General features: G+C 49.1%; 20 protein-coding genes, 2 pseudogenes and 1 riboswitch. Of the genes and pseudogenes, 15 read left to right on the top strand and 7 right to left on the bottom strand.

The window, feature by feature from the left end:
• Nucleotides 1-266 precede the first annotated feature (266 nt).
• Entirely contained in the window at nucleotides 267-845 is a 579-nt protein-coding gene (locus J7E85_RS30210; RefSeq protein ID WP_215163715.1) for a YecA family protein, read from the top strand.
• Between the two features lie 464 nt (nucleotides 846-1309).
• Here J7E85_RS30210 and J7E85_RS30215 read toward each other — a convergent pair whose 3' ends face one another.
• On the bottom strand, nucleotides 1310-1741 hold the full coding sequence (locus tag J7E85_RS30215; RefSeq protein ID WP_215163716.1) for a hypothetical protein: 432 nt from the start codon (nucleotides 1739-1741) through the stop codon (nucleotides 1310-1312).
• A gap of 409 nt (nucleotides 1742-2150) precedes the next feature.
• Between J7E85_RS30215 and J7E85_RS30220 the strand changes: the two genes are divergently transcribed.
• A complete protein-coding gene (locus tag J7E85_RS30220) occupies nucleotides 2151-2333 on the top strand; it encodes a hypothetical protein (protein WP_215163717.1) in 183 nt (60 codons plus the stop codon).
• Between the two features lie 331 nt (nucleotides 2334-2664).
• Here J7E85_RS30220 and J7E85_RS30225 read toward each other — a convergent pair whose 3' ends face one another.
• The 3 genes from J7E85_RS30225 to J7E85_RS30235 are packed head-to-tail and all read right to left on the bottom strand — an operon-like array spanning nucleotide 2665 to nucleotide 5581.
• Nucleotides 2665-3534 carry an ABC transporter ATP-binding protein gene (locus J7E85_RS30225; protein WP_215163718.1) on the bottom strand — a complete coding sequence of 290 codons (870 nt, stop codon included), beginning with the start codon at nucleotides 3532-3534 and terminating at the stop codon, nucleotides 2665-2667.
• A gap of 20 nt (nucleotides 3535-3554) precedes the next feature.
• Complete coding sequence (locus tag J7E85_RS30230) at nucleotides 3555-4601, bottom strand: FecCD family ABC transporter permease (RefSeq protein ID WP_215163720.1); 1047 nt, start codon at nucleotides 4599-4601, stop codon at nucleotides 3555-3557.
• Nucleotides 4598-5581: a FecCD family ABC transporter permease gene (locus J7E85_RS30235; protein ID WP_215163721.1), complete on the bottom strand. Its 984-nt coding sequence runs from the start codon at nucleotides 5579-5581 to the stop codon at nucleotides 4598-4600. The genes J7E85_RS30230 and J7E85_RS30235 overlap by 4 nt, the downstream gene beginning before the upstream one ends.
• A 197-nt stretch (nucleotides 5582-5778) precedes the next feature.
• Between J7E85_RS30235 and J7E85_RS30240 the strand changes: the two genes are divergently transcribed.
• Nucleotides 5779-6801 (top strand): ABC transporter substrate-binding protein, encoded by a 1023-nt coding sequence (locus J7E85_RS30240; RefSeq protein ID WP_215163722.1) that lies wholly within the window; start codon nucleotides 5779-5781, stop codon nucleotides 6799-6801.
• A 1093-nt stretch (nucleotides 6802-7894) separates the two neighbouring features.
• Here J7E85_RS30240 and J7E85_RS30245 read toward each other — a convergent pair.
• Nucleotides 7895-8404, bottom strand: coding sequence for a VOC family protein (locus J7E85_RS30245; protein ID WP_251036157.1), 510 nt, complete (start codon nucleotides 8402-8404; stop codon nucleotides 7895-7897).
• Nucleotides 8405-8666: 262 nt separating this feature from the next.
• Nucleotides 8667-8770, top strand: a riboswitch (TPP riboswitch).
• A 140-nt stretch (nucleotides 8771-8910) separates the two neighbouring features.
• Here J7E85_RS30245 and tenA point away from each other — a divergent pair.
• From tenA to J7E85_RS30300, 11 genes and pseudogenes are all read left to right on the top strand, one after another.
• On the top strand, nucleotides 8911-9597 hold the full coding sequence (gene tenA / locus J7E85_RS30250; protein ID WP_215163726.1) for a thiaminase II: 687 nt from the start codon (nucleotides 8911-8913) through the stop codon (nucleotides 9595-9597).
• A gap of 52 nt (nucleotides 9598-9649) precedes the next feature.
• Nucleotides 9650-10492 (top strand): hydroxyethylthiazole kinase, encoded by an 843-nt coding sequence (gene thiM / locus J7E85_RS30255; protein WP_215163728.1) that lies wholly within the window; start codon nucleotides 9650-9652, stop codon nucleotides 10490-10492.
• Complete coding sequence (gene thiD, locus J7E85_RS30260) at nucleotides 10489-11496, top strand: bifunctional hydroxymethylpyrimidine kinase/phosphomethylpyrimidine kinase (RefSeq protein ID WP_215163730.1); 1008 nt, start codon at nucleotides 10489-10491, stop codon at nucleotides 11494-11496. Before thiM ends, thiD begins: the two co-directional genes overlap by 4 nt.
• A complete protein-coding gene (gene thiE / locus J7E85_RS30265) occupies nucleotides 11493-12167 on the top strand; it encodes a thiamine phosphate synthase (RefSeq protein ID WP_215163731.1) in 675 nt (224 codons plus the stop codon). Before thiD ends, thiE begins: the two co-directional genes overlap by 4 nt.
• Nucleotides 12168-12421: 254 nt before the next feature.
• Nucleotides 12422-14374, top strand: a complete 1953-nt coding sequence (locus J7E85_RS30270; RefSeq protein WP_215163733.1) for a BglG family transcription antiterminator — start codon at nucleotides 12422-12424, stop codon at nucleotides 14372-14374.
• Between the two features lie 245 nt (nucleotides 14375-14619).
• The gene (locus J7E85_RS30275; protein ID WP_215163734.1) at nucleotides 14620-16629 is read left to right on the top strand and encodes a fructose-specific PTS transporter subunit EIIC; all 2010 of its coding nucleotides are present in this window, start codon (nucleotides 14620-14622) and stop codon (nucleotides 16627-16629) included.
• A gap of 417 nt (nucleotides 16630-17046) precedes the next feature.
• Complete coding sequence (locus J7E85_RS30280; protein ID WP_215163882.1) at nucleotides 17047-18213, top strand: dicarboxylate/amino acid:cation symporter; 1167 nt, start codon at nucleotides 17047-17049, stop codon at nucleotides 18211-18213.
• A 284-nt stretch (nucleotides 18214-18497) separates the two neighbouring features.
• Nucleotides 18498-19652, top strand: a complete 1155-nt coding sequence (locus J7E85_RS30285; protein ID WP_215163735.1) for a WXG100 family type VII secretion target — start codon at nucleotides 18498-18500, stop codon at nucleotides 19650-19652.
• Nucleotides 19653-19666: 14 nt separating this feature from the next.
• Nucleotides 19667-20071 carry an Imm7 family immunity protein gene (locus J7E85_RS30290; RefSeq protein ID WP_215163736.1) on the top strand — a complete coding sequence of 135 codons (405 nt, stop codon included), beginning with the start codon at nucleotides 19667-19669 and terminating at the stop codon, nucleotides 20069-20071.
• A 153-nt stretch (nucleotides 20072-20224) separates the two neighbouring features.
• Nucleotides 20225-20407, top strand: a pseudogene (locus J7E85_RS34985) (pentapeptide repeat-containing protein); the annotation flags it as partial.
• A 314-nt stretch (nucleotides 20408-20721) separates the two neighbouring features.
• Complete coding sequence (locus tag J7E85_RS30300) at nucleotides 20722-21978, top strand: DUF4073 domain-containing protein (protein WP_215163737.1); 1257 nt, start codon at nucleotides 20722-20724, stop codon at nucleotides 21976-21978.
• Nucleotides 21979-22132: 154 nt separating this feature from the next.
• Here the strand turns inward: J7E85_RS30300 and J7E85_RS35205 are convergent.
• Nucleotides 22133-23543: pseudogene (locus tag J7E85_RS35205) on the bottom strand (MFS transporter).
• Nucleotides 23544-23870: 327 nt separating this feature from the next.
• Nucleotides 23871-24404, bottom strand: coding sequence for a YbhB/YbcL family Raf kinase inhibitor-like protein (locus tag J7E85_RS30310; protein ID WP_215163738.1), 534 nt, complete (start codon nucleotides 24402-24404; stop codon nucleotides 23871-23873).
• Between the two features lie 175 nt (nucleotides 24405-24579).
• Between J7E85_RS30310 and J7E85_RS30315 the strand changes: the two genes are divergently transcribed.
• Nucleotides 24580-25245 (top strand): GntR family transcriptional regulator, encoded by a 666-nt coding sequence (locus J7E85_RS30315; protein ID WP_215163739.1) that lies wholly within the window; start codon nucleotides 24580-24582, stop codon nucleotides 25243-25245.
• The last annotated feature ends 218 nt before the right edge of the window (nucleotides 25246-25463 follow it).

Here is a 25463-nt window from a genome sequence, read left to right on the forward strand (position 1 = left end):
CTATTATAGGTTCTAACAAATTTGTTACATCCTACTTGCGTTATGACGATAATATAGAATAATATGAAGGGGCGCGGCTTTCATAGAGGGGACCCGCGCTTTTTTGCTATCTAACTTGCCTGGACACCTTCTTATCGGAAGCCCCCCCTGTAAGAGAGTGTTATGACGCGGAAGGCCGGCATGCCTTAAGGGTTTACAGGCTTGAGATGCGCATTTTCATATTTTCCATGTATAATAGAAGAAATCATTCAAATAGGAGCTAGGAAATGAAAAAGCTAGGAAGAAACGATCTATGTCACTGCGGAAGCGGGAAAAAGTACAAAAGATGTTGTCTTGAAAAAGATGAACGCACGGTATACGGTAAAGTCATCCAGTTCCCTGGTGCGAGAGCAGAAGAGCCTAAGCTACAGGTCGATCAATTGCGTCAGATGATTAACGACAAGCTGGGATGGATGGACTGGAATGCTGATGAGCATCGCGAGCTTGCCGAGTCTGTGTTTCCTCAGATCTGCCGGGATTATGAGCTGCAGGATGATCAGCAGCTGTTTCAAGTGTTCAGCCTCCTGATGGTCTGGAACAGCTTCTCCAGAGAAGCCAATCCGAAGTACCGTAAACAGGGCGGATATGCAAGTGCGTTGGAATATATAGTAACTTCATCGCTGAACATTTCAACAACGAAGTCCGACATCGCGAAGAAGCATGAGGTTTCCGTTGCTACGTTGACCCGCAACAGCGGTCAGATTCAAGACTTCATGGATGGCGTAGCGGCATCCGGTGACGACGCGAACGTCGAGGAAGAGGAAACCGATAGCGAAGTGGACAAGGACTTGTCCCTGGGACGCTAGCATTGCCAAAGTGAAGGATCCATAGAATGAGTGCGGCATTTGCGCATTCGGTTTCATAGCGTGACCGCTCCTACTCATGTGGGGCGGTCATTTTGCGTTGAATACCCAATCGAATTCCAAAGATGTTTATACAAGTTCAATCCTTTATGGTGGATTAATCAGTTTGTGATATGATTTAAAAGAGAAACAGTATTCAACCGCCATTAGACTTATGAAGGAAGCAAAAGCAAATGGCTTCCAGGTTACCATGCTTTATGTAGGCCTTGGTGATCCAAATCTAAATGTCGAACGAGTAGCCGGCAGAGTTCGCAATGGGGGTCATCACATCCCTGCAAAAGATATGCATCGTCACCATTCTTCTATGTAAAATCTTCTCCAATACCTGGGCCTGGTTGATCATCTACTTGTCATAGATAATAGCGCACTGAGTGGCGAATTTGTGCTGGAAGCAGAATTCGGGATAATTAAGCACCTGTCAGCAGCCAGCCTAATGCAATGCCGTATAGCAGATGACCTGCCAGCCAGAATAGAAGGGCAGCGAAGTCGGACAGCTCCGGTGTGTGAACGGACAAGACCGTAGTCGGGTACAGGACAAGTCCTACGGCCAAACAGACCAGGGAGACCCAGGACAAGCTTCGTCCGCGGGACCAATTCTTCTGCTTCAGAAAGACGGCCAGAGCGATGCTCAGCAGGACGGAGATGACGAGATGCAGCGCAAACTCGATAGGTTCGGAGAGCTTCATCTCCTTCAGGACGGGTACGTAATCAACGTTCAGCAGCAGTGTATAGACCTCTAACGAGGTGATGTGCTCGATCACTTTAAGGAACAGCCCGAGGAGAATGCCCGAGGCGATGCCTGCCCAGACCGGCCCGTTCAGCTTCCATTTACTCCACATGAGCGATATCCTCCTTTGTTGTTCATTGTATGATACTTGTCAATCAGTGGGAAACGAAATTCTCGCTTTTACAACCATGGAACGAATCGACTACGATGGGGGCAGGGAATAAATGTACATATAATAAATATGCGTGGCGATGCCGCGTCCCCGGGACCCCTGAAATACGCTATAAGACGGATAATGGGCAAGTGGATTCCCATCTCCGGTTTTCCGTAAGCGGCCTCCGAGGAGAGGAACCGCAGGCTCTTTTTCTTCGGCGAAGACGGCGAGCCGTGGAGATTGCCGGCAGCTCAGCCATGCAGGATGCAGGAGCCGTCGGCTTAGCGTGTTACCGAGTCTTGTTTAGAAATTGTATAGTTCGGTCCTATACTCTAGTTCTATAGACTTATACATCTGGAGTGATAGGATGACAGACGAGTATTTTGACGAAATGCGCAAGTTCGGCCATGAGGATGAGATGAGGTACCGGATGTTGATGCGAGGGGTAAAGAACCTGCTGGAACAACGGAAACGTGAAAAGTCCAAGCTGTTCAAAGTACTCCCGCATCGCCAAAGAAAAAAAGACCTGCGTGTAGGTAAATGGTCATGATGAATCGATAGTGGAGCAGTCGTGAGCGATAGCAGTAGAAGCATGCGATTGTTAGGTTTGAATACAGGGACCGCCTTCCACCATGGGGGCGTTTTTTTTGCATGTTTTTATGTCTCTGTCTATTCGGGTTGGCATTTGTTTTCAACAATGATGGACGAGTTAAAGCCGATATGCTTATTCGATGTCTCTGCCATCTCGGCTGCTCTCATATCTTGCTTTGTCCAAAACCCGTTTTAGATAATAACTCCATATTGTTGAGAAAAGCCTAAATAAAAAAGGCCGGCTCCTACAGCTTGAATGCGAAAGGGAGTCGGCTTGATTGCAATTTATGCTACACCGATGCCAGCTCAGGAGCTGGAGTCGGCGTTGTTGGTTGTTTGGGTTCCGCTGGTTCCGGCGTGACGGCTGAAGGTCGGCGCATGCCCTTCCCTCGCGGGACGCACATCGGGGTCCCGTACAGCGGGTCCGGAATAATCTCGCACGGCAGCTGGAACACGGTCTGCATTAACTCGGAATCGATGATATCTCCCGGTTTGCCCTTTGCCTTGATGCTTCCGTCGCGAATAGCAACGATATGATCGGCATAACGGCAGGCCAGATTGATATCATGCAGCACCATGACGATGGTTCGTTGTTCTTGAACATTTAATTCATACAGCAGATCCAGTACTTCGATTTGGTGCGTCAAATCCAGATAGGTGGTCGGTTCATCGAGCAGAATGATCGGCGTTTCTTGTGCCAGCGTCATCGCGATCCAGGCCCGCTGGCGCTGGCCGCCGGATAACGAGTCAACCGTACGGTCAGCCAGTTCGGTCAAACCTGTGGAGGCCAGCGCCGCCGTGACTGCTTCCTCATCCTCGCGTGACCATTGACGAAGCCAGCTCTGGTACGGATAGCGTCCTTGCTTTACCAGCTGCATCACCGTTAATCCTTCCGGGGCGGTAGGCCCTTGAGGCAAAATGGCGAGCTTACGTGCCACGTCCTTGGTGGACAAGCCTGCGATGTCGGCCCCGTTCAGTACAACCGAGCCGCGCTGCGGTTTCAGCAGCCTGGCCATGGAGCGCAGCAAAGTGGACTTGCCGCAGCCGTTGCTGCCGATAAACACGGTGATTTTACCTATAGGCACGGTTAAATCCAGATTTTCGAATATAAAGTCTCCCCCATAGGACAGACCCAATCCCTTTGCTTCCAGCGTATTCATGACGCCAGCTCCTTTCGGTTCTAGAATCGATTGCGGTTACGATACAGCAAGTAGAGGAAGAACGGCGCGCCGATCGCAGCGGTGAATACGCCTGCTGGAACGTCGCGCGGCAGAAATGCCGTCCGAGCTACCAAGTCCGCGACAAGGAGCAGAATCGCACCGATCAGTGCGCTGACCGGCAGGACGCTCCCGAAGGAGGGGCCCACCAGCCTGCGGGCCATATGCGGTGCCATCAGACCGATGAAGGCGATGGCGCCGCCGATCGAGATGGCCGCCCCGGCCAGCGCCACGCTGAGTCCGATTAGGATCAGGCGCTGTTTCTGAACCTGGGCGCCCGTGCTGCTGGCAACGTCGTCCCCCAAGGCTTGGATGTTCACATTGCGAGCCTGCAGCCAGGTAAGTGGTAGAAGTACGGCTATCCAAGGCAGCAGGGTCAATACGTCCTTATCCCAGGACATGCCGTAAATGCTGCCAGCCATGAAGGTAAGGGAACGGTCGGCCAACTGCAGCGGTCCGGATATGATCAGCATATAGGAGATCGATTTGATTGCAGCCGATACCCCGATTCCGATCAAGACGAGCCGCAGCGGCGATACGCCATTTTTCCAAGCAAGCACGTACAGAAGCCCGGTAATGAAAAAAGCACCAAGGATGGCGAATAACGGCATCCAATGGATCGATACGGTGCCTGTGAATATGAAGATGAAGAGAACCGCTCCAAGTGATGCTCCCTCCGTTATACCGATGACGTCGGGGGAGGCCAGGGGGTTGCGGATGACGCCCTGCAGAATAGCCCCCGCCACGGCGAGAGCGGCGCCGATCAGCACGGCGATTATAATTCGGGGCAGCCTTAGCTGCATGACGATAACCTGCTCCATGGGCGGAGCATCGCCGAACAATGCCTTCATGACATGAAGCGGCGAAACAAACTGGCTTCCTGTTCCTGTGCTAATAATCATGGCGGCGATGCAAAGCACGAATAGGATCAGGCATACCCATAGTGTTCTTCTCTCCAGCATAAACGATACTTTAGCGTTCCTGGAGCGGAATATGCGGTGTTTACTCATTGTGCTCGTCTTCCTTTCCTGGCTATGTACACGAAGAACGGCACGCCGATGATTGCGGTCATCACGCCGACCGGGACTTCCTTCGGCATGGCAATATATCGGGAGCCGAGATCGGCCGTCACCAGCAGAAGTGCGCCGAGCACCGCGCTGTAAGGCAGAATCCAGCGATAATCATTTCCTATTAAATGCCGAACGATATGCGGGATGATAATCCCAACGAATGCGATGGGTCCCGCAGCGGCAACGGAACCTCCGGCCAGCAAAATAACGGCCGCTGCCGCTAACAGCTTAATGAGTGCTGTTTTTTGCCCAAGGCTCTGGGCGATGTCATCACCCATGGAGAGGGCGTTCAGATGACGGCCCAGTAGGAGTGCAGCCAGCATGCCGACGGTCATGTATGGCCACACGGCCGCAAGTTGGTTCAAATCGCGTCCGGCTACCGAGCCGACCAGCCATACCAGCACTTGATCGAACATTTTGCCGTCGGAGAGCATTAATCCCTGCGTCAAGGAATGAAAGAAGGCGGCTATGGAGGCACCCGCGAGGGTGATTTTTACCGGCGTCATGCCGTCCCTGCCGATGCTGCCCAGGAAAAACACGATACCGCCGCTTACCGCAGCTCCGATTAGCGCGACCCAGGTAAGGGATTGAAGTCCGCTTATGCCCAGCCAACCCGCCGACATAATAATGAAGAAGGCCGCACCGGAGTTCACGCCCAGCGTGCTGGGCGATGCAATCGGATTGCGCGTGATGACCTGCATGAGCGCACCCGCAACAGCCAGGCTTGCTCCTACGGCAAGTGCAATGAGCGCTCGGGGCAGTCTTGCTGTGAGAATGATCAGATGCTCGTTGCTCCCGTTGAAGTGAGTGAACGATTCCCATACCTGATGAAGAGGTATGTTTGTTACTCCGAATGCGATGCTGCACATTACGGCAGCAGCCAGCGCCAATAGCGATATGAATAGTCCGAATACGCGCATATATGCTCACTTTCTTAAGTCCATGAATAATTAAGTTCATATGAATTTTAGGTGAAGGGACCCCATCTGTCAATGATCTTGATAATCATTCTCACAAATATCTTGATATTTTTCATGAAACCCTTTATAGTTTTGAATCAGTGATTGATAATGGTTTTCAAGTAGAGGGATATGACACAAGGGGGATTTAGATAGGAATGGGAAAAGGAATGGCAAATAAACCAACGAGGGGCCTCAAGTTTAGCTTGCTGGCTCTCATTATGATCGTGATTCTTGCCGGGTGCGGAGCAAGCCCAGCGAAAGAAAATGCAAACAATACCGGCGGCGACACGACGAATAATGCAAGTGGTAACAATGGTAGCGCAGCAAGCGAATCCTATGAAGTTACACATGCGATGGGTACGGAAACAATCAAGGGAACCCCTCAAAAAGTGGTGGTTCTCACGAACGAAGGAACCGAGGCGCTTCTGGCATTGGGCGTGAAGCCGGTAGGTGCCGTTAGATCCTGGACAGGCGATCCATGGTATCCGCATATTAAAGATCAGATGGAAGGCGTTACCGTTGTCGGGGAAGAGAGCCAGCCGAACATGGAGCTGATCGCCGGCCTGCAGCCAGACTTGATTATCGGCAACAAGATGCGTCAGGAGAAAGTATACGAGCAATTGAAGGCGATCGCGCCGACCGTTTTTGCCGAGGATCTTCGCGGCGAGTGGCAGAACAATTTTGAACTGTATGCCAAGGCGCTGAACAAGGTATCCGAAGGCGAGGAGCTTTTGGCAGCATACGACAAGCGGATTCAGGATTTCAAAGAGAAGGCTGGAAGCAAGCTGGACGAGACTGTCTCCGTGGTCCGTTTCATGGCAGGCAAGACGCGTGTGTATCATACCAATACGTTCTCGGGCGTCATTTTCGATAAAATTGGCATCGCTCGCAACGACATGACCAAGAACGCCAAGGACGATTTCGTTGACGAGATTACGAAGGAACGTTTGCCTGAGGCAGATGCCGACAGACTCTTCTACTTCACTTATGAAACCGGGGATGGCGGTGCCAACCAAACCGAGCAAGAATGGATCAACGATCCGCTGTGGAAAAACCTGAACGTCGTCAAGAACGGCCAAGCCCACAAAGTGGATGATGCCATCTGGAACACGGCAGGCGGCATCCTGGCAGCGAATCTGATGATTGACCAGCTGCAGGAATTTTACGGCATTCAGTAATGAATGAAGACGAATGTTGCAGGGGAGTATTGTCGTATAGCAGATGATGCATAGGAAAGAGCTAAAAAAGGAGGCATCCCAAAAGATCTGAGATCTTGAGGGATGCCTCCTTTTTTAGTATCACGCGTTGTCAGTATCACGCGTTGTCAGTATCGCGCGTCGAAAGTACCGCCGCTACGCAGCTGCATGCCATACCGCTCAACTAGCACAGCTTAACCAACTCCGCTGCTTCGTCCGTAGCCCCTGACCTGCTATCGGACTCCAGATCCCTTATTTTCCTGATTCGCCCCCGATTCTTAAATCCACCGGACTCAGGATCCCTTATTGCCACAATTACCGGCCTATTTGCCATCATATTCTATGAATAACGTACCTGGTGTCCGTTAGCCATCAAAAATCACACCTATTCAGCCAAATAACGTATCCTCAGTCCGTTACGTTCGAGGGTAGCACCAAGGCCCAGTAGATCATCAGTAGCCAAGACCAGTAGTAGCCAAGACCAATAGTAGCACCAAGACCGGCAGTAGCACCAAAATCAGCATTAGCGAAGCAGGTAGCACCAAGATCAGTAGTAGCTAAGGCCAGCAGTAGCTAAAAAACCAGTAGTAGCCAAGCCCAGCAGTAGCACCAAAACCAGCAGAGCAACAAGCCCAGCAGTAGCACCAACACCACCTGTTAACGGACTCCAGATCCCTTATTACCGCAATAAACTGCCTATTTGCCATCATATTCTATGAATAACGTACCTGGTGTCCGATAACTATCAAAAATCACACCTATTCAGCCAAATAACGTATCCTCAGTCCGCTAGCCACAAGCAGTAGCCAAAACCAGTATAGCACCAAGACCAGCAGTAGTAACAAGATCAGCAGTAGTAGCCAGATCCAGCAGTAGTAACAAGATCAGCAGTAGCACCAAGACCAGCAGCAGCCTCAGCTATACACGCTGTGTTACCCCGGTTTCTACCTCTAAACCATAGCTACTCCGAGTTACCCAGCCCCTACAATTATAATCCCATCCATCCATGCATACCCCTAGACACCGAGTCCATCCGTGCTCTCCTGTTATACTGCTATTGCTTCACTTCATATTTTCACGATATCTTCACCACAATCTCCGCTCCGGCAACATAGGTCATCGCTTTGATGTATTCCGGGTCTTGGGCACGCTGTTCCACTTCTTCCGGAGTGAGGTCCTCCATTCGTGTCTGTACCCACCATAAGTTGCCGAACGGGTCCCGTACCCGTCCCACCCGGTCGCCGAAGAATAAGCTCGTTGGCTCCGTCACCGAGACGGCTCCTGCGGCCAGCGCTTGTTGGTAGACGGCATCGCAATCCTCAACATATAAACGGAGGTATGCTGGTGAATCCGGCCATTCCGGCTTCGCGTCAAACATCATCACGACGGCATCCCCAATTCGGACCTCGGCATGGCCGATGATACCTTCACCGACATAGACGCGGGCTAACTCTTCGGCTTGAAAAGCCTGCTTGAGGAATTCGATCAGCGCTGCGGAGTTTCTTGAGATGATCCACGGTGTCACGGACGTGTAGCCTTGCGGAATGGGTTTAACGTCTTTCGGTTGGTTTGGTTGGTTCGTCATAAATACGCTCGCTCCTTTAAACTTCATTTATTTGCATAACGATTATGTGCTCATTATGTTGGGGCATACATGACAACCGAGCGTCAGTGTTTCCGAAACAAGTGTTGGGCAGCCCCCGTTTTTATTTCGCGAAAGACCTCGGCCACCGTACAACATCCTAATCCCCCACTCATGGGAAAGCTTCGAGCGTGGGCTCCGTTCACGAACAGTTAATGTTTGACAGCATCTACAAACCTATGTACAGTATTAGACAAAAGAATAGGAAGTCCACTAGGGGAGCCGTTGGCGGCTGAGACAAGAGTGTATCTTGGACCCTTTGAACCTGATCTAGTTCGTACTAGCGTAGGAAAGTGGAGCCTTCGTATACGAGGTCTCGGTGCGTTTTTTGGCGCACTTGGGCTTGTTGACGAAGCCGCTCCAGTTTTCGGGGGCGGCTTTTTAGCGTTGCTTGGAAAGTCGTGTCTTATGGACTTCCTGCTCTTCAATATGTTGGAGGTGGGACAAAAATGAGTTTCACGCAAGAGCTCCGTCAGCAGGCGGGAGGCATTTTTCAAGCAATCTTCGATCATCCCTTTGTAAAAGGCATTGCCGAGGGGAAGCTGGCACGGGAACAGCTGATTCACTATGTGAAGCAAGATTTTGAGTATTTGAATGCCTACATGCGGATCTACGGAATCGCCATATCCAAATCGACCAGCAGGGAAGAGATCGCGACCTTTAACGAACAGATTTCATTCATCTTGCACAGCGAGGTGCATCCGCATCAGAATTTGTGCGCAGCCGCCGGGGTGACCTACGAAGAGCTTCAGGGTTATCCGCTTGCTCCGTCCGCGCATCATTATATCCGTCATATGCTGACAGTGGCGCACGAGGGCAGTCTAGGCGAGATTATGGCCGTACTGCTTCCTTGCCCGTGGACGTACCTGGAGATTGGCCGCAAGCTGCTGGATGACGTGAAGCCGGATGAATCCCATCCGTTCTATGACTGGATTTATTTCTATGGCAACCGTGGGGAAGACGCGACAGCCAAGTTCTGCAACCGTGTCGATGAATGGGCAGAGGGCGCGACGGCAGCCGAGCGGGAACGGATGAAGGAGTATTTTATGCTGAGCTGCCAGTTGGAGTATATGTTTTGGGATATGGCTTATAAGCAGGAGGAATGGCCGGTGCTGCTGCAGGCTGCGGTGCTATAAGGAGTCATAACAAGGACATAAATTCCAATTTAGATAAGAGAGGCTGATTCCAATGCGTTCATGGGAAAAAGAAGTTTCGGCGCTTTTAACGAAGGTACAGCAGACGAGCCCCCTCGTTCACAATATGACAAACGTGGTGGTTACGAATTTTACGGCTAACGGCTTGTACGCGCTGGGCGCGTCGCCGGTCATGGCTTACGCGCCAGAGGAAGTGGCGGATATGTCTGCCATTGCAGGCGCGCTCGTATTGAACATCGGCACGCTGAACCGCGAGCTGGTGGATGCGATGATCATCGCCGGACAATCGGCGAATGCACATGGCGTCCCGGTCTTGCTGGACCCGGTCGGTGCGGGAGCGACCCGTTTTCGGACGGAGTCGGCATTGCGGATCCTAAGCGAGGTGAAGGTTTCGCTCGTGCGCGGGAATGCGGCTGAAGTCGCTCACCTTGTCGGGGAGGCGCGCGAGATCAAAGGCGTAGATGTTGGCAACAGCACGGGCAGTGATCATGCTGAGCTGGCCGTGCGGGCTGCACGCGAATTAGGCACGATCGTGGCCATTACCGGTGAAGAGGACGTAATTACCGATGGAACAGAGGTACGCATCATTACCGGAGGGGATGCACTGCTCACGAAGGTCACCGGCGCAGGGTGCCTGCTGACCTCGGTGCTGGGTGCCTTTGCCGCAGTGGAAGCAAACCTGCTGCTTGCGGGTACGGCGGGTCTGGCCTTCTACGGGGCCGCGGCGGCGAGAGCTGCGGAATGCACGGCGGACCAAGGACCGGGAAGCTTCCAGATCGCTTTCCTGGATGAGCTGGCAAAACTTCATCCAGGCTCGTTGGCGGGATATGCCGCTGTCCGGGAAGCGGAAGCGGCCGCTGCCGGTGGCACACGATGAGCAAGACACGCGTGCCCCGGGCACTGACGATTGCCGGGTCTGACAGCGGCGGCGGTGCCGGCATTCAGGCCGATCTGAAAACCTTCCAGGAGCTCGGCGTATACGGCATGTCGGCGATTACCGCGATTACGGTGCAGAATACCTTGGGGGTTCATGGCGTATATCCGCTGCCCCCCGAGGCAGCCGCAGAGCAGATGGAAGCGGTAGGATCGGACCTCGGAGTAGATGCATTGAAGACAGGCATGCTGTTCAACGCCGAGATCATTCGCCTGGTTGCTGACCGGATTCGGGCTTTTGGCTGGGGGAAGGTCGTTGTCGATCCCGTGATGATCGCCAAAGGCGGAGCGGAGCTGCTGCAAAGCGAAGCAGTGCAGGCTGTACGAGAACACTTGCTGCCGCTGGCGTTAATCGTCACCCCCAATATACCGGAGGCCGAAGTATTGGCGGGGATGTATATCCGCACAATGGAAGATCGGAAGGAAGCGGCGAGACGTATTCATGCTCTGGGGCCCAAGATCATTGTGATCAAAGGCGGCCATGACGAGGGAATGCTGGGCACCGGTGAAGGCGATGATTACGAAAGAGGCAGGGGACCAGATATAGCGGCGGATACGCAGCAGGAAGCGTTGCCTCAGTCCGAAAGTACGTATGGTCAAACGAGAATTGCCATTCCCGCCGGGGAGTTGCGTGGGCCCCGTCCTTCCATTTTCATGGATGACGTTAATCCCGACAGTCCTCCGGTCATGGACCTCGTATACGATGGTACGGCCTTCACCGAATTATACGGCAAAAGAATTCATACCGTTCATACGCATGGTACCGGCTGTACTTTCTCTGCCGCCATCACTGCAGGCCTGGCCAAAGGCTTGAGTGCATTCGATGCGATTCAGAGCGGGCGCTTATTCATCCAGGCAGCCATTGAGGACGGCTTAAACCTGGGGCAGGGACACGGCCCCACGAATCACTGGGCGTATCGTCGCCGCCGTCAGGAGGTGCTGCGATGACGGGGAGAGTGACATCCGAGATGATGAGACGGCATCTACGAATGTACCTCGTACTCGGCAGCGTGAACTGTCTCGAAGAGCCAAGCCGGATTGTGCAGGAAGCACTGGCTGGCGGCGCGACAATGGTCCAGTTTCGTGAGAAGGGACATGGCTCGCTTGTTGGCGAGCCGATGATCCAGTTGGCTCGCCGGATCCAGAATCAGTGCCGCCAAGCAGGCGTACCCTTCATCGTCAATGACGATGTGGAGCTGGCGCTGAAGCTGAACGCCGATGGCGTGCACATCGGCCAGGACGACGAATGCGCGGCTTCCGTACGGGAGCGGATCGGCAACCGGATTCTGGGTGTCTCCGCCCATACTGTGGAGGAAGCAAGGCGCGCGATTCTCCACGGCGCCGATTATCTTGGCATCGGGCCGATCTATCCGACCCGCTCGAAGGATGATGCCAAGGCGGTGCAAGGCCCAGCGATCCTCCGTGAACTGCGCGAAGCTGGAATCGATCTGCCGATCGTTGGGATTGGCGGGATTACTGTGGAGCGCGTGGAGGAAGTCATGGGAGCGGGTGCGGATGGCGTCGCGGTGATATCCGCTGTGACGGGAGCGGAGTCGGCGCGGGAGGCTGTGGAGGCTTTTATAGGAAAGATATGCCGTGCAACTGAACGAATTTCTTGAGATGTAAGAGGATTATAATGCGGATCATGAACAAGGGTGTCGAAGCTTCTGCGGCACTCTTGTTTGTTTGCGTCAGATTTTAAATTACTATATATGCTCAGCTTTTGCGTCAACATTCTTTTGATCCATTCGAATCTATAAATTTCGTGTAACATTCCAGATCATTGCCATTGAGACCCGGATATGATATACGTAGGACAATGTACCTGGTCACGATTAGTGAGCTCTCCAAATAAGTTGAATAGGAGATCGGAATGAATAATAGGCAAAAAGAGATTTTTCGCAATTTGTTAATGGAACCGAACCGGCTGTGGCTCGTTCAGGATCTGGCGGATCATACCGAGTGCTCGGAGAAGACGATCCGAAACGATCTGAAAGTGATTGAAGAATATATAGTTAAGCACTCCAGTGGTAATCTGGTGAAAAGGCCGGGACTCGGCGTTTATCTGGAGATCGGAGAAGCAGATCAGACTGATTTATTCCACCGTTTGTATTCAAACGAGAGTTCCACCGAGCATGAATCGGATGAGGAAAGAGTGCTGCACCTGGCTTACCGGCTCTTGATGAACGCGAAGCCCGTAACCATACAGAACCTGGCTTCACAATTTTATGTGAACAAGACGATTATCCGTCGAGATATGGAGAAGATTGAGGGCTGGCTGCACAGCTTTGATCTGAGCTTAATGACTAAGCAGCGCGTGGGATTAATGATTGAAGGCTCTGAGAAGAACAAACGGATGGCACTGGCGCGGTTGAACCAGTTGATCAACCGTCCGGAGTTAACGGGACAGATGATGCGTAAGCAGTATGAACCGCATGAGATTGCAACCGTATACAATGAGTTGAAGGCATTACAAAAGCAGCATCAGCTCCGCTTCACCGATGAAACCCTTGAAAGCCTGATGCTGCATATTTTACTCATGGTCAAACGGACCAAGCTGGGACAGCCGATTTCGCTCTCCGAGCAGGACATTGCCTTTTTGGAGAACAAAGCGGAATTTGCATGGGCGATGGACTTTTTGAAGCAGCTGCAAAAGCTGTTTGCTGTACCTTTTTCCAAGGAAGAAACTGCTTATCTAACCCTGCACCTGCTTGGCGGGAAGTTACGATACACGCAGGAGGATGGGGGCATTGGGCGGAGCGATCTAGCAGACAGCCACCCCCTCTTGCCCCAATTGGTTGAGCAACTGATTCGGCGGATGTCGGAGCTGAATATGATCCCTTTCTCCAAGGACCAGGTATTATTGAACGGGTTGAAAGTGCATTTGTACACGACCATGAACCGTCTTCATTATGGTCTGGCTGTGTCCAATCCGATGCTGGCTGAGATCAAAAAGATGTATCCCTATATGTTCGATCGGGTCATTATAGCATTGGAAGAGGTAGGGGGAGCGCTCCATCTGTACTTCCCCGAAGAGGAAGCAGCATATTTGACGCTGCATTTTCAGGCGTCTGTTGAACGGCTTCACCAGAACGCGAGCCACCCCCAAAAGGTCATTATTGTGTGTCACATGGGCATTGGGATGTCCCAATTGCTTCTCACGAAGGTGGAACGGAGATTCCCGTCCGTGCATGTGGAGACAACGATGTCCAGAGCGGAAGTGCAGGATTATCTGGCTGCTCATGAGGTGGATCTTGTCATTACGACCGTTGATCTGCCCGAGCTAAAATCACCTCATATCCTCGTTTCCCCTCTGCTCGAGGCCAGTGACGAGCGTAAGCTGGAGCAAGCGATCCGGCAGCTTGATGAGCCGGACAACAGGGCGGCTGAGGAATCGGTCTTTTTGAAATATACGACACCTTTTCTCGTCTTTCCACAGCAGGAGATAGAGCGTCCAGAACAGTTAATCGCCAAGTTTGCGCAAATGCTGGAGGACAAAGGGTATGTCGAGGCAGGGTACACGGAAAGTGTGCTGGATCGTGAGAATATGTCTGCTACGACGATTGGGGGTGGCATTGCCATCCCTCATGGCAGCTCGGAGTGGGTTAAACAGTCCTGCATCGTTGTTGTTACATTGAAGCAGCCGATTACCTGGGGAACTGAGAAGGTAGAGCTTGTGTTCTTGCTTGCTATCAAGCATGATGAGCGGAAAGAGATGCGGCAGCTGTTCAGGGAATTGTCACGGATCAGTGAGCAGCCGGCATTGGTCAGTGCGTTGTCTAAGGAGACGGACGTGTTGCGATTGCTGAGTACGTTAAAAGGGTAATATTAGTATTAGGAACTGTGACGATCAAGCAGGACGTATACGTCCTGCTTTTTACATTTTTTTGGGGTCCCCGCAAAGTATTTGGAATAAGCATCGTAGCACAGGCTCCACTTTGTGGGGATATTTTATTGCGAAATAAACTGTTTTTCCGGAAGTTCCGGTAAAAAGTTCATCCAATAACAGCGTTTTCAGCGTGTACACTATAAATGTAAGCGGGAACATGAGAGCAAAGGAGAATGACGATCATGAAAATATTAGCGATTACTTCATGTCCTAATGGAATTGCACATACGTATATGGCTGCTGAGAATCTGCAGAAGGCAGGCGCGAAGCTGGGCGTTGAGTTGAAGATCGAGACCCAAGGCTCCATTGGCGTGGAAAATCAATTCACGGAGCAGGATATCCGTGAAGCCGATGGTATTATTATCGCTGCGGATAAAACGGTGGTGAAGGACCGGTTTGTCGGTAAAAAACTGCTTGTCGTTGGGGTGCAGGATGGTATCCGACATCCAGAAGAGCTGATCCAACGGATGATGAAAGGGGATGTGCCCGTCTATCAGGCACAGTCCAAGTCAGTCGAAGATACAGAAGAGAACAGACCTAAACAAAATCCGATCTACCGTCACTTGATGAACGGTGTATCCTATATGGTGCCGTTTATCGTGATCGGTGGGCTGCTCATCGCAATCGCACTGACGATGGGCGGCGTGAAAACGCCGGGTGGTCTGGTTATACCGGAAGGTTCGATCTGGAAAACGATTGAGAGTATCGGCGCGGCTGCGTTTACCTTCATGGTTCCGATCCTTGCCGGATTTATCGCAATGAGTATTGCGGACAGGCCGGGTCTTGCACCAGGTATGGTCGGCGGGTTCATTGCTGCGAACGGCAGCTTTTATGGAAGTGAAGCGGGAGCTGGATTCATCGGGGGGATTATTGCTGGTTTCCTGGCGGGTTATGTTGCACTTGCTATTAAAAAGATCAAGGTTCCTCGGTCGTTGCAGCCGATTATGCCCATTATCGTTATCCCGGTACTGGCTTCACTAGTTGTAGGGTTAATCTTCGTCTTTGTGATTGGTGCTCCAGTTGCGGATCTGTTTGAAGCGTTAACCGTCTGGCTCGCGGGAATGCAGGGCACAAGTTCGATTCTGTTGGCGCTTATTCTGGGCGCGATGATATCTTTTGACATGGGTGGTCCCGTGAATAAGGTTGCGTTCCTGTTCGGCTCGGCCATGATCGGTGAAGGGAATTATGTGATAATGGGCCAAATTGCCGTTGCCATCTGTGTTCCTCCGATTGCAATGGGACTGGCAGCAATGATTAACAAAAGGAAGTTTACACCTGCGGAACGTGAAGCTGGAAAAGCAACATTTACGATGGGACTGTTCGGGATTACCGAAGGAGCGATTCCATTTGCGGCGCAAGATCCTCTACGCGTCATTCCAAGTATCATGGTCGGTTCGATGGCTGGTTCGGTAGTTGCGATGTTTGGCAGTGTCGGTGACAGTGTAGCCCATGGCGGGCCGATTGTAGCCGTACTCGGTGCCGTTGATAATGTGTTGATGTTCTTCCTCGCTGTCATTGTCGGCGCAGCCGTATCGGTTATCATGGTGAGCTTGCTCAAGAAAGATGTTGCGGCTGAGACTCCTGCAGTTGTTGGAGCAGGAGCGATAGAGGGTCCTGCCGGAGCAGGTGAGGCGTCGGCAGTAGACGCAGCTGCACCCATGGCTGCGGACTTAACCGAAGTGGCTTCAACCGTGATCAATAACGGTACAGCAACGGAAACACCTGCTATCCGCGTTGAGAAATTGACGGATATTGTAACACCGGATCTCATTAACCTGAATCTGGTCGGAACGACACAGGATGCGGTTATCGACGAAATGATCGGTGTATTGGAGCGGAATGGGGCGGTAAGAGCTGACGGAGATTTTAAACAGGCCATATTAGCCCGGGAACAAGAAAGCTCCACCGGCATCGGCATGAATATTGCGATCCCTCACGGTAAATCGGATGCTGTTCTGAAACCAAGCGTGGTCTTTGGTATCAAGCAGGATGGTGTCGACTGGAAGAGTTTGGACGGCAGCGAAGCCAAACTGATCTTTATGATTGCCGTGCCGCGTAATAGTAAACAGAATGCGCATTTGAAAGTGCTGCAAATGTTGTCCCGTAAGCTGATGGACGATGATTTTAGAGAAGCGCTCTTGGCGGTGACAACGAAGGAAGAGGCCTATCAATTGCTCGATCAGGTGCATTAATTCAAGCCGCTGAGTGACTTCACCTAGCCATTGGTTGGGTGGGCAACAGTAGCCAAGGAGCTTGACTTATAGCAGAAGGATAATGGCTGATCTGTTGGAGTTAATCCTGCCGTTATCTCATCATATTAGGGTTCTATGGAACCATTCCAATGAAGTCAGCCCCGCACAGAAATGAGCGGGGCTGGCTTCAATTTTGCGCATGCTTGAACCGGAGTAGGCATTTCGCCTTTCCATTATTTATTTGGTGTCCATATCTATCATCTGATCTGTTACTGGTATGTTTCGTTGTCATATTTTGCATAATGACAATGATATCCAGAATATGATAAAGTTTGTTCATTCCATGTCCAATGGATTGTGTCCGTTTGGAGTGGACAATAAACGAAAATAACATCTGTGGGTGATATCAGCATGAACATGAAAAAACTCGGCTTACTGCCGAAAATCCTTATAGCCATTTTGCTCGGCGTTGCGATCGGATCGTTCTCACCGGAATGGCTGGTTGCCGGATTAGCTACCTTTAGCGGGTTGTTTGGAAACTTCCTTGGTTTTGCCATACCTTTAATTATCATCGGATTTATTGCTCCAGGGATCGGGGAGCTGGGAAGAGGGGCCGGCCGCCTGCTGGGCGTGACCACGGGCCTTGCCTATCTCTCCACCGTTATCGCGGGGCTGTTGGCGTTCTTGGCAGCGACGCTATTGTATCCGTATATGTTGGAGGTTGGTGGTCTGGTTAATTCCTACACCAATCCGGAAGAGGCGCTGCTGGAACCTTTTTTCAAAGTTGATATGCCGCCTGTATTCGGGGTAATGACTGCTCTGCTGCTTGCCTTTACGCTGGGGCTCGGAGCGGCCGTAATCAAAGGACAAGCGTTGCAGAAGGTCATGGTTGATTTCCGGGAGATTGTGGAGAAGCTGATCGCCTCGATCATCATTCCGCTGCTGCCGTATCATATCCTCTGCGTGTTTGCCAACTTAACCTATGGCGGGCAAGTGACCACGATCCTGTCGGTCTTTGCCAAAGTATTCATTATGATCATTGTCCTGCATGTGCTGTTCCTGATCATACAATACCTGGTTGCGGGGCAAGTCGCGCACAAGAATCCGTTTGCCATGCTGAAGAACATGCTGCCAGCTTATTTTACGGCGATAGGTACGCAGTCTTCTGCCGCTGCCATTCCGGTTACGCTGCGCCAAACCAAGATGAACGGAGTCAGTGGGAAGGTCGCTGATTTTGTCATCCCTCTGTGCGCAACCATACATCTATCCGGCAGCACGATTACGCTGGTGAGCTGCTCGATGGCCGTCATGCTGCTGACAGGGATGCCGACTTCCCTCGGCATGATGTTCCCATTCATTCTGATGCTGGGCATTACGATGGTTGCCGCTCCCGGAGTTCCCGGAGGCGCTGTCATGGCAGCATTGGGACTGCTGGAGTCCATGCTGGGCTTCGATACGACACTGACGTCGCTCATGATCGCCCTCTATATTGCGCAAGACAGCTTCGGAACGGCTTGTAATGTAACCGGAGATGGAGCTATCGCAGTGATCACGGATCGCGTGAGCAAATCTGAGCCTGCGTAAAATACGTATGCATAGAACCAGTTCATTACCACACTTGTGGGTTGAGCTGGTTTTTTTAATGGAAGCTTGGCAGTGTGGATTTGAGTGGAAACATGAAGATATCCATTCATAAATAGCTGAACCCTTTATCGTACAAGCAGAAAGAGACTGAACCTAGTCATAATTGACTATACCCCGATAATAGAAAGCGGCTGTCAGAGGCATATGAAGGACCTTGGAACCTTTTCCAGTTATTTGAAATGAAGTAGAATGACTATCTAACAAAATGACGAAGAGGTTGACGTATGTCCAAAATACTTGTACCTCCTGAGGTGCTGCTGGCAGTGTCGGATCAATTCGACAGGGCCTCTGATCAGCTGGAAGCGAACAAAAACACGCTGAATCAACAGATTCAGATGCTGGCGTCGTGTTGGGATGGTACGACGTGTTCGAGATTTTATTATGATTTTCAGCAGGCCTATCGCGACATGAAATTGACGATCGAGCATATGCAGGTCACCAGTCTGGAATTGAAGAGAATCGCCTATAAATTCATGCAGGTGGACAATGAGCAGGGCCAGTTAGATCCCAGGTGTACGGCTCCTCAGATCTTAAATCCTGCAGGGACGAGCAATGTCCACTATGGTAAGGCCATTGAGGTAAAGTCGTTTGGTGACCAACTCAAAGATTTGGGTGATGAAGCCAAAGACTTCGCTAAAGGTGCGAAATCGGGGGCCGCCGAGATGTGGGGAGCGGTTGAAGATAAGACAAACGCCTTGGTCGAAGATCCGATCGGAACCGGTAAACAGATGGCTTACGATGTTACAATAGGGACTGCTGAGGAGGTCGTGAATTCGACCATATGGGGCGCCAAAATGGTATTTGACGTTGGCGACACCCGCGAGAAATTCGGTGAAAGGATACAGGCCGAGCAAGAGCGAATGAATGAGATGGGGAAGTCGGCCTATCTGGGGCAGCAGGGAGCCATGGCTTTAGGCGCTTTTGCTCTTAACCGGATTGGGATAAAGAACATTCCCAATCTCATGCATGATTCGGGGGGAGATGGGGGTAAGGGGCAGGGAGTAGAGAAGACGCCAAAAGCTAATGGGAACTATTCAGGAAATTTAGTAAAGGTTCCTAAGGAAGATAAAGCTGCCGATATGTTGGCTAAAAAACTAGGCGGTGAGTCTAGAGTGAAATTTAGCAATGATCCTAATGGACGTGAGTTTGATGCAATAAGCGATCAGTATATAGCACAAACCAAGCCGCCATTGAACAGTTTAGATAAGCAATTCAGAAAGCAGGCAAAAGCTACGATAGAAGCTGCTATTGAGACAGGTAGAAAAGCTTATTTTCATTTTGAAGGAAAACCCGATGATAGAGTAATTCGACAACTCCAAGAGTACGCTGAAAGATACGAAGTGGAAATTATCATTGATACTAAGACTTTAAAACCATGAGAGGATGAAATGAAATGTATGAGTATCACGGATGGGCAACCATTAGAGAGAGTTCCTCATTTGAAGATGATGAGGAAAAGTACTCGTTCATTGTTCAAGATATTCGAAAGTATTTCGATGAGATAGAGTGGCCCTCCGGAGTATTGGATTTAAGAGCAGTAAATGGTGATTATCAAGTTTGGATAGCAGGTCTTAATAATCACAAACCTGTGACAAAGAATAATCCAATTGAGGTTTTAAGGAAGATTGGGGAGCTGGCTCCAGGATCTTATGGTGTTCTGTATATAAGAGATAGTGACGATGCAGAACTTTTCAATGAATTCAAGGTCTACACTTTAATTCGCGGAGAAATCATGGAGCATAATGATCCTTTCCTATCCCCATTTATACCTAAAATAGAGGATGCTTACGAGGATTAACACAATTAAGGAATAGCTTCCAGATGACACGCTTTATGTATGATTTGAGGGAAAGTGATGTTGAAGTACATCATTTGATGAAACAAATTTCTACGGAATGTATGTTGAGTAAAACACTATTTGATTACGCATCCCTAAAAATCCTCTTTTGATGATGCAGATCTTAGCTTTGCTAACATATCTGGATCAGGCTTGAGGCGAGCATCATTTCGAAAAGCAAATCTAAGCTACGTAAAGTTTTCTAATGTTGATTTAACAAACGCCCTGCTTGATGGAGCACTTCTCTATGGAACTAGCTTTGAAGAAGTTAGCGGGATTGATGAAGTCTCTGCCTAACATATTTTTGTTGGATCTGAAGAGAATCCAAAAAGGTTGGAAGGCGATGATATCAAACAATGGTTACTGGATCAGGGGAGAAGGTAATATCTTCATCAGCGGAACAACATTTTGTTAGTACGATGCGCAAACACATTCAAATTCGAATGTGTTTTTATTTTATAAATATTGTTGCAACTTTGCTTTATTTACATTTTTTTGTGATTATTTACTCTAGGAGAATATTACCTTAATATTTCCTGTTTACAATAAGATAGAAACTTATCGTTTTGCGGATGATATTCTGAAAATGATGATAACTAGGAGGAATAATTGTGAAGAAGCTACTAACAAGTATTATGGCAACATCTATGATTTTCAATATAGGTGCTTTTTCAGGATCAGCTCAAGCAAAACTGGATGAACATCTATTTTCAAAAAATCCAGGTCTTGCTTTCGATGTCATTAGCGACATTCAAGGGGATTACAATGACTTTAAGCATGTACTTAACGATATGAAACAGGTAAACCCAGCTTCAAAAGCATTAATCGTTAATGGTGATATTACGGACCGAGGGTGGGATTTTGAATATCAAGCCGTACAACAGGTGTTAGATCATAATCCCCATCCAGAAAATGTATGGTATAGCATAGGAAATCATGAGTTTTATAAACCGAAATGGGCAACACCGAATACATTATCGCAAAACACGTGGCCAAATCATACGCCAGAATCCGAAATGTTCCAAAATTTTTATAACTTTACTGGCGAAGAGAAAGTCTATCATAAAAAAGAGTTAGACGGATATCCGCTGCTTTTCATAGGAACCGAAAAATATATGCACTACCATGATAAATCCTTGTGGGATGAGGTTTATCTTAGTGATGAGCAGCTTGATTGGTTAAAGCAGAATCTTGAAGAATATTCAAAGAATGATCCCAATAAACCCATCTTTCTCTTTAGTCATCATGTCCTGAAGGATAGTATTTCAGGCTCCAATCAATCCCCCTATACAGGTGATTACTTAGACCAAGAAAAATTAGAAGCCATCTTAAAGGATTATCCGCAAGTCATTCTTTTTACAAGCCACAGTCACTGGGATCTGAATCTTCCGGATTGGGCAGGTAAAAAGGTAGTTGAAGGTGGAGATAAGCGTGGTTTTACTGTTGTGAACACAGCTGGTATTCAAATGGGCTGGGCATCGGCAGGTCCTAATGGTGGCGAAGTGCAAACCGGCATTGATTTTAAACAGGGACTTCAGGTTGAAGTGAACGGAAATGATGTAACAATAAAAGCGTATGATTATAAAACAGATAAAGTTATTAAAGAGCTGGGTGTGCATAATGGTACGGTTGCTCAATTACCACCTAATGTTGAAGCTGATGATGAGAAAAATGAGCTCATTGGTGCTACCCAGTACATGGAGTACTCTGTGAATGGAAATGGAAAAGGGAATGGGAATAGTCGCTGGGTTGACTATGATCCGAAGAACCCTCCAAAATTTGAAGGAACCCAAAATGTATTCGTCCGCCATAAAGGTGAAATGAACCTGGAAGATGGATTATCTAAAAAGGTGACTTTCAAAAAATAATGTCTTAATAAACAGAGCGTTGATTTTATCAGCGCTCTGTTTTTTTGCGGTACATCAATGTGTATCGGGGGACATCAACATAGTCCCATTGAAGTCGCAAGACATGTTCCGATTTGATGGTGATCTAACCCGATCTGACTTGGGCATTTCAATATCAACCTTTCGAAGTAACGGGTTCGCTATTCATCTTTTCGTCCGCATCCATTTTAACTGCACGCCCAAACTGTACATAATAAAACGCAGCTACCACAACGATAAGAATGGCAAGCACCATAAAAATATTGCTATAGATGATAGTCGTGCTATTTTGTGGTATCGGATTTAAGCGAATGGTCGATGTGCCCAAATCCAGTATCTTGCCGATAACAGCTGTTGATGTTGCCGTAGAAATAAAAGTGATCATGGAGAATAATCCCATACCTACTCCTATATGCTCTTTTGATAGCGTTCGTGAAACGGTGTTCGACATCGCAATTTGCATGAACGATTGACCAACAGCACCAAAAATAAGAAAGATCCCAATAAAAACTGGCGACATGCCAACGACGGAAGACAAAGAGATAAAGCCAATCAGAAGAAGTGCCGCTGCTGTATAAACAAGGAACGGATTTCCCTTTTCATCTGCTAATTTGCCGCCGCGCCGACCCAAAAACGCGGCCATTAAAGATGACGGCAACATAACCATTCCGATGAAAACAGGTGACGAATGGTTTACAGAAGAAAGCAACTGAGGTGTAATGAATGGAATGGCAAAGCTAATCCCGATCATTACGAAAGTAATAATTAGACCGAATGTAAAAGGTTTGTTTCGAAATATAGCCGGGTTAATGAATGGCGCCGAAGTGTATGTATACGTAATAAGAAAAAAATGAGAGTAATAGTACCCACCAAGGCAAACCAGATACTTCCGTTTGTTAAAGCCAGTAACAGAATGGCCACTGTGCCCGCCAAAAGCAATCCGCCAATAAAGTCGATTTTTCTGGCAACTCCCTTTTCTTCATCTAAATATTTCCGATACATCGGTAACGTAAGCAACGATAAAAGCGAAATTACAAATAAAACCCGCCAGTTCCACGTACTACTTACCACTCCAGCAATGATCGGACCCATTGCCAAACCGAGTGAAAATCCGATTGCAACGGTACCCAACGCACGACCGCGGCTTTCAGGAGAGAAGTAACGAACCGGGACGATCATTGCAATCGCTGGAATGACCGATGCACCAGCTGCCTGCACAATTCGACCCACAATTACCATCCAATATTGAATAGCCGCTAAGCCTACAATAGATCCAATTGCAAAAGTAGCAGGCCAAACGTCAACAAATTCTTCAGGCTGTATCTGTCTGTCAATTTTCCGTAGGTTACCGAGCCGATTGCGTATACAATCATATAGCCTGTGATGATCCAGCTCGCTTGCGATGGAGAAAGTTGAAACTGTTCGCTGATATTAGGAAGTACAATATTAAACATGGTTGCATTCATGACGGAAATAATGAGCGTAAAGACAAGTAAACCAAGTAATAACTCTCTGTTATTTTTTTGAACGCTTTGATTGGATTGCATTGGAATGCCTCATTTCTATAGGATAAAACAGCATTGCAGGGGAATGCTTTAAATACTTTGCTTGGTAGATGCTCATCGCCAAAATACTGAAAAGTCCTCAAAATTGAGGACTTTTCTGTTACTTTGGACAATTTGAATTTGAATTTGTTTTTGATCTTGCTCCCACAGCCGCAAATGATCGTATGCTTCAAAACTAGAATGGGCTGCTGGCACTTGGGGCATATATTTTGATGCTGCGTCGCTTGGAGCATTAGACTTTTCAGCTCTTGTTGTATACGAACACCAAAATTTTTCATACCATCGTCTCCCATGCCTCAACAGCTTGGATTACTTGATTTCCCCTGTTGCCATGAGAACGGCTCTTCCCAGCGTATGGCTCAGCATGGTGAATCCAAGGAGAGCCGGTGTGGAGTTAGGGGCGACGCCAATATTCTCGACATCCAGCGCATGAACGACAAAATAATACCGATGAGGGCCGTGTCCCGCTGGAGGCGCCGCACCGATAAACCGTTCAAGTCGCAAATCGTTCGGCAGTTGCAAGGAGCCTTGCGGCAAACCACTGCTATGCTCGTCACCTGCACCGGTCGGCAGTTCGGTGACGCTGGCAGGAATGTTGATGACGGCCCAGTGCCACAAGCCTGATCCGGTCGGGGCGTCCGGATCATACGCGGTTACGACAAAACTCTTTGTCCCTTCGGGTGCACCCGACCATTTCAAATGGGGCGAAAAATCTTTGCTGCCTTCCAATCCTGACATCTCCGAGTATTGCTGGGGCTGTAGAGGAAGGCCCTCCGCAATGTCGTTACTCGTCAATTGAAAGACTGCGACTTCTGGCAACTTGGAAAATGGATTGTTGTTCACTGTATATTACCTCCTTTTATTTTTCAATGTCGATAATACACAACATAATCGATTCTGTAAAGTATAATCGTTTTTATTGTACATTATTGAATTTAGTCTTTGTTTTTTTATAAATTTCGGTGTAAACTATCGAAATACGTATAATTATAATGTGCATGAAGGAAGGTGCTGCTTCATGGCCAAAAGGAACGGTTCGTCCACCTTAAGCGAGAATGTCACGAAGAAACTACAGTCCGATATTCTGACTGGACAATATGAACCCGGCTTTCCATTGAAAGTTTCGGAATTAGCCAGAGATTTTGAGGTCTCGGTTGCCGTTGTTCGAGAAGCGCTGACCCGATTGGCGACCCAAGGTCTTGTACAGCAAAACCCTAACCACGGATTTTCAGTAAAGACGGCGTCGGAAGAAGAGCTGAATAACATCATACAAGCACGGTTAATCAATGAATCCGAAGCTTTACGCCTATCCATCGCTTATGGCGATCTCACATGGGAGTCCAATGTAATCGCCGTTCATCACAAATTATCGCAGACGGCTGAGCACAAGGAAGTAAATGAAAAGCTTATCGTTCGCGAAGAGTGGTCCGAGATCCACCGTCAATTTCATTACGAACTTATAGCTGCATGTCCCAATCCGGTTCTCCTGGATATCTGCAGCAACCTTTGGGATTTGAGCGAATTTTATCGACATTGTTCGCCCCCTAAACAGCAAGTTCGCGATGGCCTCGCTGAACATAAGGCATTAACAGATGCCGTTCTTAGCCGCGACAGTGATCGTGCTGTACAGATCTTTAGAGCGCACATCCAGCTCACCGCGGATGTCCTGTTTGACAATCATTAAGTGGTTATGCTACAAATACCAACTTTCAAACCCGTTGTAGACAAGTAGAAACATAGTCGGAGAGGTGGCTGCCCATCATTTGAGCAAAGCTGCTCTGCCGCACCACCGTTGTATTCAATCGGTTCATAAGTTTGCGCGTTGTTTTCGAAGGACTTGGATAGGACGGGCTGTTTGAGATTCGCCAGTGGCCATTGGGGCAACTGAAATAGGGCACCCCT

Origin of the sequence: Paenibacillus sp. ISL-20 (genome assembly GCF_018613005.1) — a bacterium.
Taxonomy (GTDB): Bacteria; Bacillota; Bacilli; order Paenibacillales; family Paenibacillaceae; genus Paenibacillus_AQ.